The sequence below is a fragment of the Microvirga roseola genome (assembly GCF_020866965.1).
Lineage (GTDB): Bacteria > Pseudomonadota > Alphaproteobacteria > Rhizobiales > Beijerinckiaceae > Microvirga > Microvirga roseola.
Map to the genome: position 1 here is coordinate 61,756 of NZ_JAJATX010000012.1, position 14,140 is coordinate 75,895.

Here is a 14,140-nt window from a genome sequence, read left to right on the forward strand (position 1 = left end):
TTCAAGCTGCCATATCGCGATAGGGATCGGCGATGCCAAGGGTGGCAAGCGCTTTTACCTCAAGAGCCTCCATGATGTCCGCCTCAGCCTCGGTCTCGTGATCGTAGCCGAGAAGATGCAGGACCCCATGGACGACCAGATGGGCAAAATGGTGCGCAAGCTCCTTGGATTCCTCCTCGGCTTCACGCACCAGCGTTTCATAGGCTAATGCAATATCGCCCAAATGGCGAGGGCCTGTCGCACCCGGCTGCTCGGGCGCCGGGAAGGACAGGACATTGGTCGGCTTGTCCTTTCCCCGCCAGGTGCGGTTCAGTTCCTGTACATGGGCGTCGTCGGTGAGCATGACGTCCGCCTCGAAATCCTCATCGGCCTCGTAGGTCACGGCCAGGGCCGCCGAGGCGGCCTTCTGCGCGAGGGCTTCCACGTCGGGAAGAGCCTCCCAATCGCCCTCTTCGACCATGATGTCGAGCTCGATCACGGCCTGCGGTCCCGTTCGCGGTAGGCTTGCTCCTGTTGCGGCGGCTCCTGTTTGGCGGCTTTGTCGTAGGCCGCCACGATGCGGCGCACGAGGTCATGGCGCACCACGTCCTGCTCCTTGAAGGTGACGCGGGCAATGCCCTCCACCCCCTGCAGGATGCGGACCGCCTCGACCAGACCGGATTTCTGCCCCGGGGGCAGGTCGATCTGGGTCGGGTCGCCCGTGATGATCATGCGCGAGCCCTCGCCGAGACGGGTGAGGAACATCTTCATCTGCATGGAGGTGGTGTTCTGTGCCTCGTCGAGCAGCACCAGGGCGTTGGTGAGCGTGCGCCCGCGCATGAAGGCGAGCGGCGCGATCTCGATCATGCCGGTCTGGAGGCCACGGTCTACGTGGCGCGCCTCCATGAAATCGTAGAGCGCATCGTAGATCGGGCGAAGATAGGGATCGACCTTCTCGCGCATGTCGCCGGGGAGGAAGCCCAAGCGCTCGCCCGCCTCCACGGCAGGACGCGAGATGATGAGGCGGTCCACCTGGCCCGCTTCCAGAAGCGAGACGGCATAGCCGACCGCAAGCCAGGTCTTACCGGTACCGGCAGGGCCTTCGGCGAAGACCAGCTCGTTCGTTTTAAGCGCCTTGATGTAGGTGTTCTGCGCCGCATTGCGGGCGCGCACCGGCCCACGCCGGCGGGTGGCGATCTGGTCGAAGGCGGTCAGGCCGGGAACAGCCTCGTCGGCCGCCGGGAAAAGGCTGCCTTGAAGGGTGCTCTCCTCAATCGCACCGTCCACGTCGCCCGGGCTCAAGGTCGCGCCGCTGCGGGCGCGCTCGTAGAGCCCTTCCAGCACCCGCCGCGCCAGCTCGGAGGCCTCGGGGGAGCCTTTGACCGTGACCCGGTTGCCGTTGGCAACGGCGGCCACGTTCAGGCGCCGCTCCAGATGGGCCAGGTTTTGGTCGTACTGGCCGAAAACAAGGCTGGCGAGGCGGTTGTCGTCGAAGGTGAGAGCGATCTCGGCCTCTTCCACGACGCCAGGATGCAGATTCGTGTGGGTCCGTCCCTTTTGCGCGCGTGCGGTCCCGTTATCCGCTGGCCTCAAATGCCTCTCCTCTGTTTCCGTTGCCGCCCTGGGGCGAACGGTACTGAACTCTTGAACTTGCTTTAAGCCGCAGCCATGTCGCCCGGCTTCGATACTTCCCCGAACAGGCTGTTCGAGCCTGCCTGCGTGATCCGCACCGTCACGATCTCACCGATGGCGTGGCGGTCGCTCTCGAACTGCACGGCCTGCAGATAGGGCGACTTGCCGGCCATCTGACCCGGGTGACGACCCGGCTTCTCCAAGAGAACGTCGAGAGTCTGGCCAACGGTTCCGCGATTGAAAGCCTGTCTTTGCATTTCCAACAGGTTTTGCAGCCGCGCCAGACGCTCAGCCTTCACGGCCTCGGACACCTGATCCGCGATTTCCGCCGCCGGCGTGCCGGGGCGGGGGCTGTACTTGAACGAGAAGGAGCTGGCGAAACCGACATCCGCCACGAGCCGCATGGTCTCCTCGAAATCCTCGTCCGTCTCGCCGGGAAAGCCGACGATGAAGTCTGAGGACAGCGCCAGGTCCGGCTGGGCCTTGCGGATGCGCTCGATCAGGCGGCGGTACTCATCGCCGGTGTGCTTGCGGTTCATGGCGTCGAGAATGCGGTCGGAGCCCGATTGCACCGGCAGATGCAGATAGGGCATGAGCGCCGGCAGATCCCGGTGCGCGGCGATCAGCTCGTCGTCCATGTCGCGCGGATGGCTCGTGGTGTAGCGAAGACGCGCGATGCCGGGCACGTTCGCCAGGCGGTGCAGCAGGCGTCCCAAGGACCAGACGGCGCCGTCCGGCCCCTCGCCGTGATAGGCGTTCACGTTCTGCCCGATGAGGGTCAACTCGCGCACGCCCGCATCCGCCAGCCGCATCGCCTCGTCGAGGATCTTCGAAACGGGGCGCGAGACTTCCGCGCCGCGGGTATAGGGCACCACGCAGAAGGTGCAGAACTTGTCGCAGCCCTCCTGGATCGTGAGGAAGGCGGACACGCCCCGGCTCTGCACCTTGGCCTTCGAGGGAGCCGGCAGGTGGTCGAACTTGTCCTCGATGGGAAAATCCGTGTCGACCACGCGCTCCGCGCGCGCCTTCTTCAGGAGAGAGGGCAGATTATGGTAGTTCTGCGGGCCGACCACCACGTCGACCGCGGGTGCGCGGCGCAGGATCTCCTTGCCCTCCGCCTGTGCGACGCAGCCGGCCACCACCACCTTCGTCTCCAGGCCGGAAGCCTCGCGCTCCTTCTTCAGCTCCCGCACGCGGCCGAGTTCCGAATAGACCTTCTCGGCGGCCTTCTCGCGGATATGGCAGGTGTTGAGGATGACGAGATCCGCCTCCTCCATGGCCTGGGTTTCGCTGTACCCTTCGGTCGCCAGCATGTCCGCCATGCGCTCGGCGTCATAGACGTTCATCTGGCAGCCATAGGATTTGACGAAGACTTTTTTCACGCTCGGGTCGCCTGGTGCTTTGGATTCGAAGGGCAGGATCGAGCGGCCCTTTTAAGCCTTTTGGGCCCGCAAGAGAATAGCGGCTGTTTGGCTCGATTTGCTCAGCCTGCAATCGCGCTTCTTGTCATCTCCGGCGGCTCGAAGAGCCGGGAAGGGGATCCACCCCGCTGTACCGGGCGCCTCACTCCCGGAAAGCACCCTCGACCGGCGCGGACATTTCCCCGTCGGCCGCGCGGATCTCGGCCAGGACCTTGGAGAAGGCGGGCCGCTCTCGAAGCCGGGCATACCAGGCGGCCAGGGCTGCATGTCCTTTCAATGACGGCCCGCCAAGGCGGCGGGTCCAGAACACGGCCATGAAGACCGAGATGTCGGCGGCGGAGAAGGCGCCGCAGAGAAACTCCTTCCCTTGGAGCCTTCGGTCGAGCTCGGTGAAATGGCCGGCAAGAGCGGGTTCGGCCTCCCTGGCCTTCATCTCCTTGGCGTTCCAGCGTTCCAGGTCCTCTCCCTTGGGCTCGGTCCGGTGCATCAGAAAGCGCAAGGGCGCGAGCATGACCTCGTCGGCGAAGAGGTCATAGAGACGGCACTGGGCGCGCTCCGGCGGGTTGCGGGGATAGAGCGCCGGTTCGGGATAAGCGTCCTCCAGATACTCGAAGATCACCGTCGAATCGTAGAGGGACAGGTCCCCGTCGATGAGGACGGGAACCTGTCCCTTGGGGTTCACCGCGAGCACGGCCGGATCCTTCGGGCTGTAGCCCCTGGTCTGGCTGAATGGGACGAGGATCTGCACGAAAGCCAATCCCTTCTCCCGAAGGGCGATCTCGACCTTGCGGGAGAAGAGGCTCAGAGGACCGGAATAAAGCTTCATAACGGGCTCTCAAAGGATCACCGGCTGAAGGGCAGGGGCAGATGATCCTGCCAGGAGCTCGTATTCAACTCCTCCACATCGGCCCGGGACAGGCCGATATCGGCCAGCGCCCGGTCGTCGAGCCCGTAGAGGATCCGGGCCGTCCGCCGCCGCTCCAGCCAGGCTTCTAACTTCAGGACGATCTGCAGCGGCGAAAGGCTACGCTCCCGCTTTACGGCGTGCGACCCAAGATTTACTGTGGCGTATCCGATGGCCATGGCGGCCTCCTTCAACTGTGTTCATAACAGGGAGATTGCGCCTCGAGGCCGTTGCAAGCAAACGAGAAGTTCTTCAGTCTTGCCCAAGGTGAACTTGGGTAAAACCGCCTCCGGGAGCCTTCCATGTCCCGCCGCCGCCTGCCGCCCCTCAATGCCCTGCGCGCCTTCGAGGCCGCGGCCCGCCACCTCAATTTCGAGAAGGCCGGCGACGAGATCGCGGTGACGGCGAGCGCCGTGGGACAGCAGGTCAAGGCGCTGGAGGCCTGGCTCGGGCGTCCGCTCTTCGTCCGACAGCCCTCCCGCGGCGTCGCCCTGACGCCGCTCGGCGAGAGCTACGCCGCCTCGCTCTCGGAGGTGCTTGATCGCCTCGACGAGGCGACCGCCAAGGCCCTGCGGTCCGACAGGTCGAGCGTGATCACGGTCAGCTCCATGCCCAGTTTCGCGGCGGGCTGGCTCATCCCGCGGCTTGGCTCCTTAAGGGAGCGCCATCCCGAACTGGAGGTCCGGGTCTCCGTCGACACGCGGCTGACGGATTTCGCGCGCGAAGACGTGGACGTGGCGATCCGCTTCGGTCGCGGGAACTATCCGGGCCTGAGAACGGACCTCCTGATGGAGGAACATTTCTTCGCCGTCTGCAGCGCCGCGCTGCTGAGCGATCCGAAGCGGCCCCTGAACGGGCCGGCGGACCTGCGCCATCACACGCTGCTGCACGAATCCGTCGAGAGCATCCCGGACTACACGACCTGGGACCGTTGGCTCGCGGCCGTCGGGGTCGAGGGCGTCGACACCTCCCGCGGCCCGAGCTTCCCCCACACCTATCTCTGCCTTCAGGCCGCCGCTTCGGGGCAGGGGGTGGCGCTGGCGACCAATGTCCTGATCGGCGACTATCTCCAGGCCGGCCGCCTCGTGCAGCCCTTTCCGCACCAGGTGAAAGGGGCCTATCAGTATTACGTCGTCTGCCCGGAAGCCGTCGCAGACAGGCCAGCCCTGGCGGCTTTCCGCGCTTGGCTCCTCGACGAAGCCAGGGTCCAGGCGGCCGCCGAGGCTGCGTGGCAGCCGTAACGGGCGATCACGCAGCCTTCAGCGCCCGGCGCACCTCGGCCTCGGCGGCCTGGGTTGCCTGTTTGCGGTTGCCGTTGAAGGGGATCGGCTCGCCCCAGGTCACGACCACGTCGATGGGGTGGCCCTCGATGAACAGCTTGAGATGAGGGCCAAGATCCATGTCGCCGTACCAGGCGATGAAGGGACGGTCGCGCCGGGTGATAGGCAGACCATGGCGGCCGGTATAGGCGATGGCCAGCGGCTGCAGATTCACCCGCTCCATGCTGTCCTGCACGAGAACCGTCTGAGCGGCACCCACAAGGGAGGAGCGGAAGGGGAGGAGTCGGTTGCCATCGCCCGTCGTGCCTTCCGCAAACAGCACGATCACCTCGCCCTTCACCAGCCGGTGGGCCAGCGCATCGTTCACCTCGGCTGTCGCCTTCCGGCGCTGCCGGTCGATGAAGACCGAACGCTGGAGCTTCGCGAGAAGGCCGACCACCGGCCAGTTCTCGATCTCGGACTTCGCGATGAAGGAGAGCGGATGGAGCGATCCGATGACGGGAATGTCGAGCCAGGAGACATGATTCGCCACCACCAGGGTCGCGGTCCTCCCCGGGGGCTTTCCGCGTTCGATCACGCGGACATTGAAGAGGCGCAGCAGAATGCGGTGAAACCACGTGGGCACGTCATGCAGCATCGACCAGCCGAAGCGGAGGGCGAGCATCTGCAGGGGGATGAGCACGAGGCAGCACAGGCCGAGCAGCAGCAGCCTGGCATAGCTTGCGATCCGGATCACGTGTCGTCCTTCGGTCCCTTCGGGAGGGGCACTGCGTAAAGCTCGAGCCGGTGATAGACGACCTTGTAGCCGAGCCGCCGCGCGATTTCAGTCTGCAGCGCCTCGATCTCCTCGGAGCGGAACTCGATCACGGCGCCGGTTTCGAGATTGATGAGGTGGTCGTGGTGCTCACGGGCCGCCTGCTCGTAGCGGGATCGGCCGTCGCGGAAATCGAGCCGTTCGAGGATGCCCTCCGTCTCGAAGAGCTTCACGGTCCGGTAGACGGTGGAGAGCGAGATGCGGTCGTCCACTTCGGCCGCGCGGCGGTGCAGCTCCACCACGTCGGGGTGGTCCTCGGCGGAATCGAGGATCTGCGCGATGACCTTGCGCTGGCCGGTCATGCGCAGGCCCTTCTCGCGGCAGGCGCGCTCGATGGCGTCCGAACGGCGCGCTTTCGCGGATTTCACGGACTTCACGGCCAAGGCTTGCTGACTCCCCTCGCAGCCTTCATAGCGGACGCCGCCCGGCAGGGCTACAGGTCCAAAGCCATGGTCAGGGCGGCAAGCCGAGCCCCGTCGGGCTTGAGATAATAGCCCGTCCGGCGTCCGATCTCCCGGAAACCGAGGCGGCGGTAGAGGGCGATGGCCGGCTGGTTTCCTTCCTCGACCTCAAGATGGACCTTGCGGACTCCGCGACGGGAAAGCTCCTCCAGATGGCAGGAGAGGAGGGGGATGGCATGACCGCGCCCGCGCGCCTCGGGGGCCAGGGCCACCGTGAGGATTTCCGCCTCGTCCACCACGATCCGCGACAGGACGAAACCCGCAGGCTTCTCGCTGCGCCCGAGGAAAAGCCCGTCGCCGATGACCCCGCGTTCGCCCAGCAGACGTTCGAAATCCAGCGTGCTCCAGGACCGCGAGAACGAGGCGGCATGGATCGCAGCAAGCCGCGCGGCGGCTTCGCTCCCGATCGGCTCGATTCGCGGGGCAGGCGGCTTCGTGAACCGGTCGAGAAAGCTCATTGCCGGGCGATTCGCGCGCCTGACTGCGGCTTGGCGTCGGCCTCACGCAGGTAGAGCGGCTTCGGCAGGGCCTGATTCGGATCGGCGAGCGCCCCGAGCCGCGCCACCCAGGTGATGTTGGGGAAAGGCGAGACATCGGCGATTCTGGCCTCGATGCCATGGATCCGCGCCTCGGCGGCCAGCATCGCCGCCGCCGAACCGGTGACGAGAATGGGGCCCGAGCCGAGAAGACGGAGAGCGTCCCTGAAGCTCAGGAGGCTCGGCGGGATGATCGCGCGGCCGCCGGGCGCGATGGCCTGGATGTAGATATGCCCGTGCTTGGCGTCGATGGCGGCGGTGAAGAGTCCGCGCCTCTCCTGGCCGGCCATGAGCGGGGCGATGAAGGCCGAGAGCGTCGCGACGCCCACCACCGGGATGCCGGCAGCCAGCCCAATGCCCCGGGCGGCGCTGATGCCGACCCTGAGGCCCGTATAGCTGCCGGGCCCGACCGTCACGGCGACCCGGTCGAGGCTCTTGAACCCCCTCTCCACCTGGCTCGCCACCCGGTCGATGAGCGGCAGCAGGGCCTCCGCATGGCCGCGCTCCATGGCGATGGATTCGACGGCCATGGGCTCCTCGTCTCCTGCCTGCCAGATGCAGGCCGAGCAGGCGCCGAGCGCCGTGTCGATGGCAAGGACGCGCAAGGTTCATCTCCGTGATCTCGGACGCATCTTTAGAGCATCGTGCGGAAAAGTGGATCCGATTTTCCGCACGATGCTCTCATTCAAAGAGAAAGCATCGATGGGATCCCAGAAGTGCAAATCCACCTTCGGGTCCGATGCTTTAGAGCATGATCCGGAGCGGAGGAAACCTGTTTCGTGTCGCGATCAAAGGATCGTGCAGAACTCCTCGAAGGCGAAACGCGGCTGGCGCGGATGGAGCTTCTCCTTCAGCCCGTAGCCGAGATTGATGAGGAAGTTCGACTTGATCTTGCCGTCCGGGAAAAAGGTCTCGTCCACGCCTTTGCGGTCGAACCCGCCCATGGGGCCGCAATCGAGCCCCAGCGCCCGGGCCGCCATGATGACGTAGGCCCCCTGAAGCAAGGAGCCCTGGAAGGCTGCCTTCTCGATGACGTCCGGCTTGCCCGCAAACCAGCTCCGCGCGTCCTTGCTGTGCGGAGCAAGGAAATCGAGCTTCTCGTAGAACTCCATGTCGTGGGCCACGATCACGGTCGCCGGTGCGCTCATGGTCTGGCGCACATTGCCCTCGTCGAGATGGGGCTTCAGCTTCTCCTTTGCTTCCCGCGACACGACGAGGACGAAGCGTCCCGGACAGGAATTGGCGCTCGTCGGTCCTAGCTTGGCGAGGTCAATGACGGCCCGAAGGGTCTCCTCGGGGATCGGCCTGTCCTCCCACCAGCGGTGGGTGCGGGCCTCGCGGAAGAGCTGGTCGAGGGCGGCGTCGGATAGGCTTGGCAAAGAAAACCTCCCAAAGAAAAAGGCGCGGTCCCTTGAGGCCGCGCCCGTAATTCTAGAGCCCTCGGGGCAGGATCAAACCGCCTGCACCTCGCGCACGTCCGGGAGGAAGTGGCGCAGCAGATTCTGGATCCCGTGCCTCAAGGTCGCGGTCGAGGAGGGGCAGCCCGAGCAGGCGCCCTTCATGACGAGATAGACGGTGCCGTCCTTGAAGCCGCGGAAGGTGATGTCGCCGCCGTCGCCCGCCACCGCCGGGCGGATGCGGGTCTCCAGCAGCTCCTTGATCGTCTCCACCGTGGAGGCGTCTTCCGGGTCGAAGAACTCCTCGCCGTCGTCATCCGTTGCGCCGTAACCGTTCGCGAAGAGCGGTGCGCCGGTCATGAAATGCTCCATGATCCCACCGAGAATGGCCGGCTTCAGGTGCTGCCACTCGCCGTCGGCCTTAGTAACGGTGATGAAGTCGTAGCCGAAGAAGACGCCGGTGACGCCCGGCACGGCGAAGAGGCGCTGGGCCAGGGGCGAAACCTCGCCCTGTTCGGGGGTCTTCGCCTCGAAGGTGCCCTCCGGCATGACAACGCGGCCGGGCAGGAACTTCAGGGTGGCTGGATTTGGAGTGGCTTCAGTCTGGATGAACATCGCTTGTGGTCCTCTGCGCCGGTTCAAGGCCGGCCGAGTTGGGGTCTTAGAATTATTCTAACAGGTTCCATTTCCAATGTGGATCGGGACGAGGCGGATTCCAAGGGGAGAATGAGGAGGCCGTTACCCCGCCAGCGCGTCGATCTCCTCGTCCGTCAGGCCGCCGGGCACGATGACGATCGGGATCGGAAAGGTGGAGGCGGCCTTGCCGGCAAGCGTCGAAACCAGGGGACCAGGGCCCTCCTTGCTTGCGCCGGCAGCCAGCACGAGGAATGAGATATCCTCGTCCTCGTTGATGAGCGCGATGATCTCCTCGGCCCGACTGCCCACGCGGATCACCTGCTCCGGCTCCACGCCGGCGGCGTTGCGCGCCTCGCGGGCCGCATTCTCGAGCCGCTTCTCGGCCTCCTCGCGGGCCTCCTCGATCATCGCTTCGCCGACGCCGATCCACTCGAAATTATCGGGCGGATCGACGACCGAGAGCATGATGATGCTCGCGCCCGTGCGGGCTGCACGCCGGGAGGCGAAGTGAACCGCCCGGGCGCATTCCGGTGTCTTGTCGATCACCACCATGAATTTCGGCCGGTGGCCGGCCTCGTAGGATTGCCGTTTGCCGCTCACAGCACGTTCTCCCGCATCGGCCCGATGCTGCCCTGCCTTGCGGCCGGGAGCAAGCCGGGCCTTACCGGGGGCGCACGAAGCCGACGATGTCCTTCACCGCCTTCATGGTCTCGGAGGCAATCGTGCGGGCCCGGTCGGAGCCCTTGGTGAGCACCGCATCGATATGGCTGGGATCGGCCATGAGGCGGCGCATCTCGTCGGCGATGGGGGCGAGCTTCGTCACCGCCACGTCCACGAGGGCCGCCTTGAAGCCGGAGAACTGCGAGCCGCCATGCTGGCGCAGCACCTCCTCCGCCGTCGTGTCCATGAGCGCGGCATAGATCGAGACCAGGTTGTCGGCCTCGGGACGCGCCTTCAGGCCTTCCACCTCGGAGGGCAGGGGCTCGGGATCGGTCTTCGCCTTGCGGATCTTCTGGGCGATGGTGTCCGCATCGTCCGTGAGATTGATGCGCGAGTAATCGGACGGGTCCGATTTCGACATCTTCTTCGAGCCGTCGCGCAGGGACATGATGCGCGTGGCCGGGCCCTGGATCATGGGCTCGGTCAGGGGGAAGAAGGCGTCGCCGAAGCCGTGCTCGGCAATCGATTCCGAGAAGTCGTTGTTGAACTTCTGGGCGATGTCGCGGGTCAGCTCCAGGTGCTGTTTCTGGTCTTCGCCCACCGGCACATGGGTGGCGCGGTAGACCAGGATGTCGGCCGCCATCAGCATCGGATAGGCGAAGAGGCCCACGGAGGCGTTCTCCCGGTCCTTGCCGGCCTTCTCCTTGAATTGGGTCATGCGATTCGCCCAGCCCATGCGGGCGATACAGTTGAACACCCAGGCGAGCTCCGCATGCTCGGCCACCTGGCTCTGGTTGAAGACGATGTGCTTCTTCGGGTCGATGCCGGCAGCGAGGAAGGCGGCGGTCACCTCACGGATCTGCCGCGCCAGCTCCTTGGGGTCCTGCCAGACGGTGATGGCGTGCATGTCCACCACGCAATAGATGCAGTCGTGCGTCTCCTGCATGGTGACGAAGCGCTTGATTGCGCCGAGGTAGTTCCCGAGGTGGAGATTGCCGGTCGGCTGAACCCCCGAGAAAACGAGTTCCTTGAACTGCGCCATCGCCTTTTCCAACATCTTTCCTGCCGGCATTTCCTCGGTCTGGAACGCGATAGGCCCCTATTGAGAAATGCTCCGATTGCGGCGGGGGTTATGACAGGGCCGCGCCACGATGCAAGCGGTCTCACGCTTTTTTCGCAATAGAGGCCCAATCGTCGCGGGTGATGGCGCCGGTCAGCCAGGCAGCAAGGGCGTAGAGCAAGAGCCCGCCGAAACAGAAGGCCGCCAGCCCTGCCGCTCCCGCCGGAGGGGCAAGGCTCCTCGCCGCCAGGAGCCCCGCGCTCATGGCAAGGGTCGAGAAGGCGATTCGCCCGAGACGGTCGAAGAAGGGCCGATCCGGCGACCAGAGGCCGAAGCGGGCGAGCCACCAGAGGATTGCGGCCGCATGGGCCATACAGGCCAGACTGATCCCAAGGGCGATGCCCGGCGGACCGTAGGGCCAGCCGAGGAGAGGGGCCGCGCCAAGGGTCGCGAGCATCCCGATCCCCGCCGCAACGATGGTCGCCCGCAAGGACCCGCGGGCGAAAAGGGTCTGGCTCAGCACCTTTGCGGCGGTGGCGAAGGGCAGTCCCAGGCTCAAGCCCATCAGGACACGGGCCGTGCCTCGGGCGTCGGAGACGAGAAAGGCTCCCCGCTCGAACAGGATCGCGGTCATGGACTCGGCCAGGATAAAGAGAGCAGCGCTTGCGGGCAACGCGAGCAGCAGCGCCACCTCGAGTGCCTTGTTCTGCGCCCGGACGACCGCCCAGGTCTCGCCTGCCTGGAGACGTAGTGCCAGTTCCGGCAGCAGAACGCTCGCTCCTACGGCCGCCATGAGCCCGAGGGGCAGCTGCACCACCCGGTCCGCGTAGTAGAGCCAGGAGACGCCCGACGGCCAGAACGAGGCGACTTGAGCGCCGACCAGAAAGAAGAGCTGCACCGCGCCGCTGGCGACGAGCACCGGAAAACCCGAGAGCAGAAGGTTCTTCAGGGCAGGGGACCATTGGGGGCGTCGGAAGCGGACGATCCGCGTCTCGCTCCTGCGCAAAGCCGCGGCGACGAGCGCAAGCTGGAGCAGCCCTGCAAGGCTCGACGCCACGGCCAGCCAGGCGGCCTTCTCGTTCATGGGAAGCGTGAACCCGATCTCCAGGACGACAAGCGCCAGGATCAGTCCGCCATTGACGGCGAGCGGTGCAAAGGCTGTGGCGGTAAAGCGCCCGCGCATATTCAGGAATGCGGCGAGGATCGAGGCGAGCGTGACGCCGAACACCATGGGAAAGGCGAGGCGGGTATAGAGCGCGACGAGAGCCAGCATCCCATCGTCGTGGAGGCCCGGCGCGAGAAAAAGGGCCAAGAGGCCCGCCCCGATTTCCACAAGGGCCGTGAGGCCTAGGAGCGCGAGGGCAAAGGCGCTCACCACATCGCCCGCCATTCGAGCCGAATCGTCCTGCTCCAGGCGGCTCAGGGCAGGCACAAGGGCCGGGTTGAGCCCGCCTTCGCCGACGATGCGGCGCACCAGGTTGGGAAAGCGGAAGGCGGCGAGGAATGCATCCGCCACCGGGCCTGCGCCGAGCGCCTGCGCAAAAAGGATATCGCGCGCAAAGCCCAGGATGCGCGATGCGATGGAGCCGAGGCCGACCAGCAGGGAAGAGCGGAGAAGCGACATGCCTTCCGGCCCTTATCTGGTCTTACGGCGAATGTCTAAGAAGCGATGGGGAGACTACCCTCTGGCCTGTGCGATGGCCTCGCGCTTCTGGTCCAGCGTCATCCCGCCCACATAGGACTGCGTGGCGACCAGGAAGGACGGGGTGGCGATGAAGCCGAGCGAATTGCCGATCTGGAAGGTATCCTTCATCCACTGGGCCGTGCGCTCCGCGTTGGCGGCCTCCTCCAGGCGCCTGCGGTCGCCGCCGAGACGCTCCGCCTCCTTGAGCGCCCGCTCTCCGTCGACCGCTCCGCGCAGGCCGAACAGGGCGAGATGCAGGGGCAAGTATCGGTCGGGCCCGTAGAGCCGGAGATAGGCGAGCGCCACCTTGTGCGCCGTCACCGAGGGGATGCCGAGCACGGCGAAATTCACCAGCACGTAGGAGAGATCCGGCTCCGCCTTCAGAAGCGCCGGTAGATCCTGCGCCGAGCGTTTGCACCAGGGGCAATTGTAGTCGAAGTACTCGATCATGATCACGTCGCCGTGCTTGTGACCGAGCTTCACGATCGACGGCAGGGCGAGCATATCCTCGACCAGCTCGATGGGAACAAGCTGCGGCTCCGGGGCCGACTGCGAGAAGGCGGGGGCGCTGACGCCGGAGGCGGCAAGACCGGCGAGAAGGGTTCGGCGGGACAGGATCATTGGGTCGATTCGTACAGGAGGCCCCCTCGTGTCGCCCGATCGTGGCGATGGCAAGGCCAAGCTTCTCGCACCTTCGTGAAAGGCAAAGCTTGTCATTGCCATTTCGCCCTGCTCGTCCAAAGCTTGCAGCCGGAGGAGCAGGTCATGAACGACTGGGCATTCAGCGAAGACGAACTCGCCGTGGTCCGGCGGGCCTATGCCAGGCAGATGCTGGCTCTCGTCGGCATCGAAGACGATCCCCGGCTCGAGGAGGCTCTGGCCGCTGTGCCACGGGAGCGCTTTCTGGGTGATCCGCCCTGGCATATGTCCCGCCCACCGATGGGCTATGCGCCTGTCCCGTCGGCCGATCCCGTGGTGCTGTATCAGGATGCGCTTTTCGCGCTCGCATCGCGCCGGGGCATCAACAACGGCAGCCCCTCCCTGCATACGCGCTGGCTCCATGCCCTGGACCTGAAACAGGGCGAGCGCGTTGCTCATATCGGTGCGGGAACGGGCTACTACACGGCTCTCCTGGCCCATCTCGTCGGCGAGAGCGGCCATGTGCTGGCCGTCGAGTTCGACCCGGACCTTGCCGAGCGCGCCCGGACCAATCTCGCCGGGCGGCCGAACGTCACGGTCATCCAGGGCGATGGAGCCGAATGGCCGCGGGAGTCCGTGGATGCCGTCTATGTGAATTTCGCGGTCGAACGGCCTGCCGAGACCTGGGTCGAGAATCTGCGGCCGGGCGGCCGGCTCGTCTTCCCGCTCGGAGTGCCGCGCCCCAAGCCGAGTCCCTGGGGCGGCGTTCACTCGCTTTATGGTGCGGGGCTGTGCGTGACCCGGAAAGCGGGCGGTTTTGCCGTCCGCTGGCTCGGGCCTGCCGCTTTCGTCTGCGCGGAAGGCCGCCTGTCGCAACCCGGAGAGGACAGGCAGGCCCTGCAGGCCGCCTTCGAGCGCGGTGGGATGGAGTTTGCGCGCAGCCTGATCTGGCGGGCCAATCCGCCGCCCGGCCGGTGCTGCTTCGCCGGGGCGGGATGGGCGCTGTGCTATGACGAGGTGCCCGACGACGAGTGACT

At 65.8% G+C, this 14,140-nt stretch carries 17 protein-coding genes; 2 read left to right on the forward strand and 15 right to left on the reverse strand.

Annotation, left to right across the window (positions count from 1 at the left end):
• Position 1: 1 nt before the first annotated feature.
• The 5 genes from ybeY to LG661_RS10055 form a co-directional block, all read right to left on the reverse strand.
• The gene (gene ybeY / locus LG661_RS10035) at positions 2–460 is read right to left on the reverse strand and encodes an rRNA maturation RNase YbeY (RefSeq protein WP_230531788.1); all 459 of its coding nucleotides are present in this window, start codon (positions 458–460) and stop codon (positions 2–4) included.
• A gap of 14 nt (positions 461–474) precedes the next feature.
• Positions 475–1,572 (reverse strand): PhoH family protein, encoded by a 1,098-nt coding sequence (locus tag LG661_RS10040; RefSeq protein WP_407666693.1) that lies wholly within the window; start codon positions 1,570–1,572, stop codon positions 475–477.
• 62 nt (positions 1,573–1,634) lie between these two features.
• Positions 1,635–2,993, reverse strand: a complete 1,359-nt coding sequence (miaB, locus tag LG661_RS10045) for a tRNA (N6-isopentenyl adenosine(37)-C2)-methylthiotransferase MiaB (protein ID WP_230531741.1) — start codon at positions 2,991–2,993, stop codon at positions 1,635–1,637.
• Positions 2,994–3,174: 181 nt separating this feature from the next.
• The gene (locus LG661_RS10050) at positions 3,175–3,858 is read right to left on the reverse strand and encodes a glutathione S-transferase family protein (protein ID WP_230531742.1); all 684 of its coding nucleotides are present in this window, start codon (positions 3,856–3,858) and stop codon (positions 3,175–3,177) included.
• Between the two features lie 17 nt (positions 3,859–3,875).
• The gene (locus tag LG661_RS10055) at positions 3,876–4,115 is read right to left on the reverse strand and encodes a DUF1127 domain-containing protein (protein ID WP_230531743.1); all 240 of its coding nucleotides are present in this window, start codon (positions 4,113–4,115) and stop codon (positions 3,876–3,878) included.
• Positions 4,116–4,238: 123 nt separating this feature from the next.
• Between LG661_RS10055 and LG661_RS10060 the strand changes: the two genes are divergently transcribed.
• Entirely contained in the window at positions 4,239–5,177 is a 939-nt protein-coding gene (locus LG661_RS10060) for a transcriptional regulator GcvA (protein WP_230531744.1), read from the forward strand.
• 7 nt (positions 5,178–5,184) lie between these two features.
• Here LG661_RS10060 and LG661_RS10065 read toward each other — a convergent pair whose 3' ends face one another.
• The 10 genes from LG661_RS10065 to LG661_RS10110 all read right to left on the reverse strand — a co-directional run bounded on the left by LG661_RS10065 (position 5,185) and on the right by LG661_RS10110 (position 13,085).
• Entirely contained in the window at positions 5,185–5,952 is a 768-nt protein-coding gene (locus LG661_RS10065; RefSeq protein ID WP_230531745.1) for a lysophospholipid acyltransferase family protein, read from the reverse strand.
• Positions 5,949–6,407, reverse strand: coding sequence for a Fur family transcriptional regulator (locus LG661_RS10070; RefSeq protein WP_268995446.1), 459 nt, complete (start codon positions 6,405–6,407; stop codon positions 5,949–5,951). Before LG661_RS10070 ends, LG661_RS10065 begins: the two co-directional genes overlap by 4 nt.
• 56 nt (positions 6,408–6,463) lie before the next feature.
• The gene (locus LG661_RS10075) at positions 6,464–6,949 is read right to left on the reverse strand and encodes a GNAT family N-acetyltransferase (RefSeq protein ID WP_230531746.1); all 486 of its coding nucleotides are present in this window, start codon (positions 6,947–6,949) and stop codon (positions 6,464–6,466) included.
• Positions 6,946–7,632: a tRNA (adenosine(37)-N6)-threonylcarbamoyltransferase complex dimerization subunit type 1 TsaB gene (gene tsaB / locus LG661_RS10080; RefSeq protein WP_230531747.1), complete on the reverse strand. Its 687-nt coding sequence runs from the start codon at positions 7,630–7,632 to the stop codon at positions 6,946–6,948. The genes LG661_RS10075 and tsaB overlap by 4 nt, the downstream gene beginning before the upstream one ends.
• A gap of 183 nt (positions 7,633–7,815) precedes the next feature.
• Positions 7,816–8,406, reverse strand: a complete 591-nt coding sequence (locus LG661_RS10085; protein WP_230531748.1) for a malonic semialdehyde reductase — start codon at positions 8,404–8,406, stop codon at positions 7,816–7,818.
• 72 nt (positions 8,407–8,478) lie between these two features.
• Positions 8,479–9,039: a NifU family protein gene (locus LG661_RS10090; RefSeq protein ID WP_230531749.1), complete on the reverse strand. Its 561-nt coding sequence runs from the start codon at positions 9,037–9,039 to the stop codon at positions 8,479–8,481.
• A gap of 123 nt (positions 9,040–9,162) precedes the next feature.
• Positions 9,163–9,660, reverse strand: a complete 498-nt coding sequence (locus tag LG661_RS10095) for a universal stress protein (RefSeq protein WP_230531750.1) — start codon at positions 9,658–9,660, stop codon at positions 9,163–9,165.
• Positions 9,661–9,721: 61 nt separating this feature from the next.
• Positions 9,722–10,762, reverse strand: a complete 1,041-nt coding sequence (gene trpS / locus LG661_RS10100) for a tryptophan--tRNA ligase (protein ID WP_230531751.1) — start codon at positions 10,760–10,762, stop codon at positions 9,722–9,724.
• Positions 10,763–10,883: 121 nt separating this feature from the next.
• Positions 10,884–12,404 carry a murein biosynthesis integral membrane protein MurJ gene (gene murJ / locus LG661_RS10105; protein WP_230531752.1) on the reverse strand — a complete coding sequence of 507 codons (1,521 nt, stop codon included), beginning with the start codon at positions 12,402–12,404 and terminating at the stop codon, positions 10,884–10,886.
• 54 nt (positions 12,405–12,458) lie between these two features.
• A complete protein-coding gene (locus tag LG661_RS10110) occupies positions 12,459–13,085 on the reverse strand; it encodes a DsbA family protein (RefSeq protein WP_230531753.1) in 627 nt (208 codons plus the stop codon).
• Positions 13,086–13,229: 144 nt separating this feature from the next.
• Between LG661_RS10110 and LG661_RS10115 the strand changes: the two genes are divergently transcribed.
• Positions 13,230–14,138: a protein-L-isoaspartate O-methyltransferase family protein gene (locus LG661_RS10115; RefSeq protein ID WP_230531754.1), complete on the forward strand. Its 909-nt coding sequence runs from the start codon at positions 13,230–13,232 to the stop codon at positions 14,136–14,138.
• The last annotated feature ends 2 nt before the right edge of the window (positions 14,139–14,140 follow it).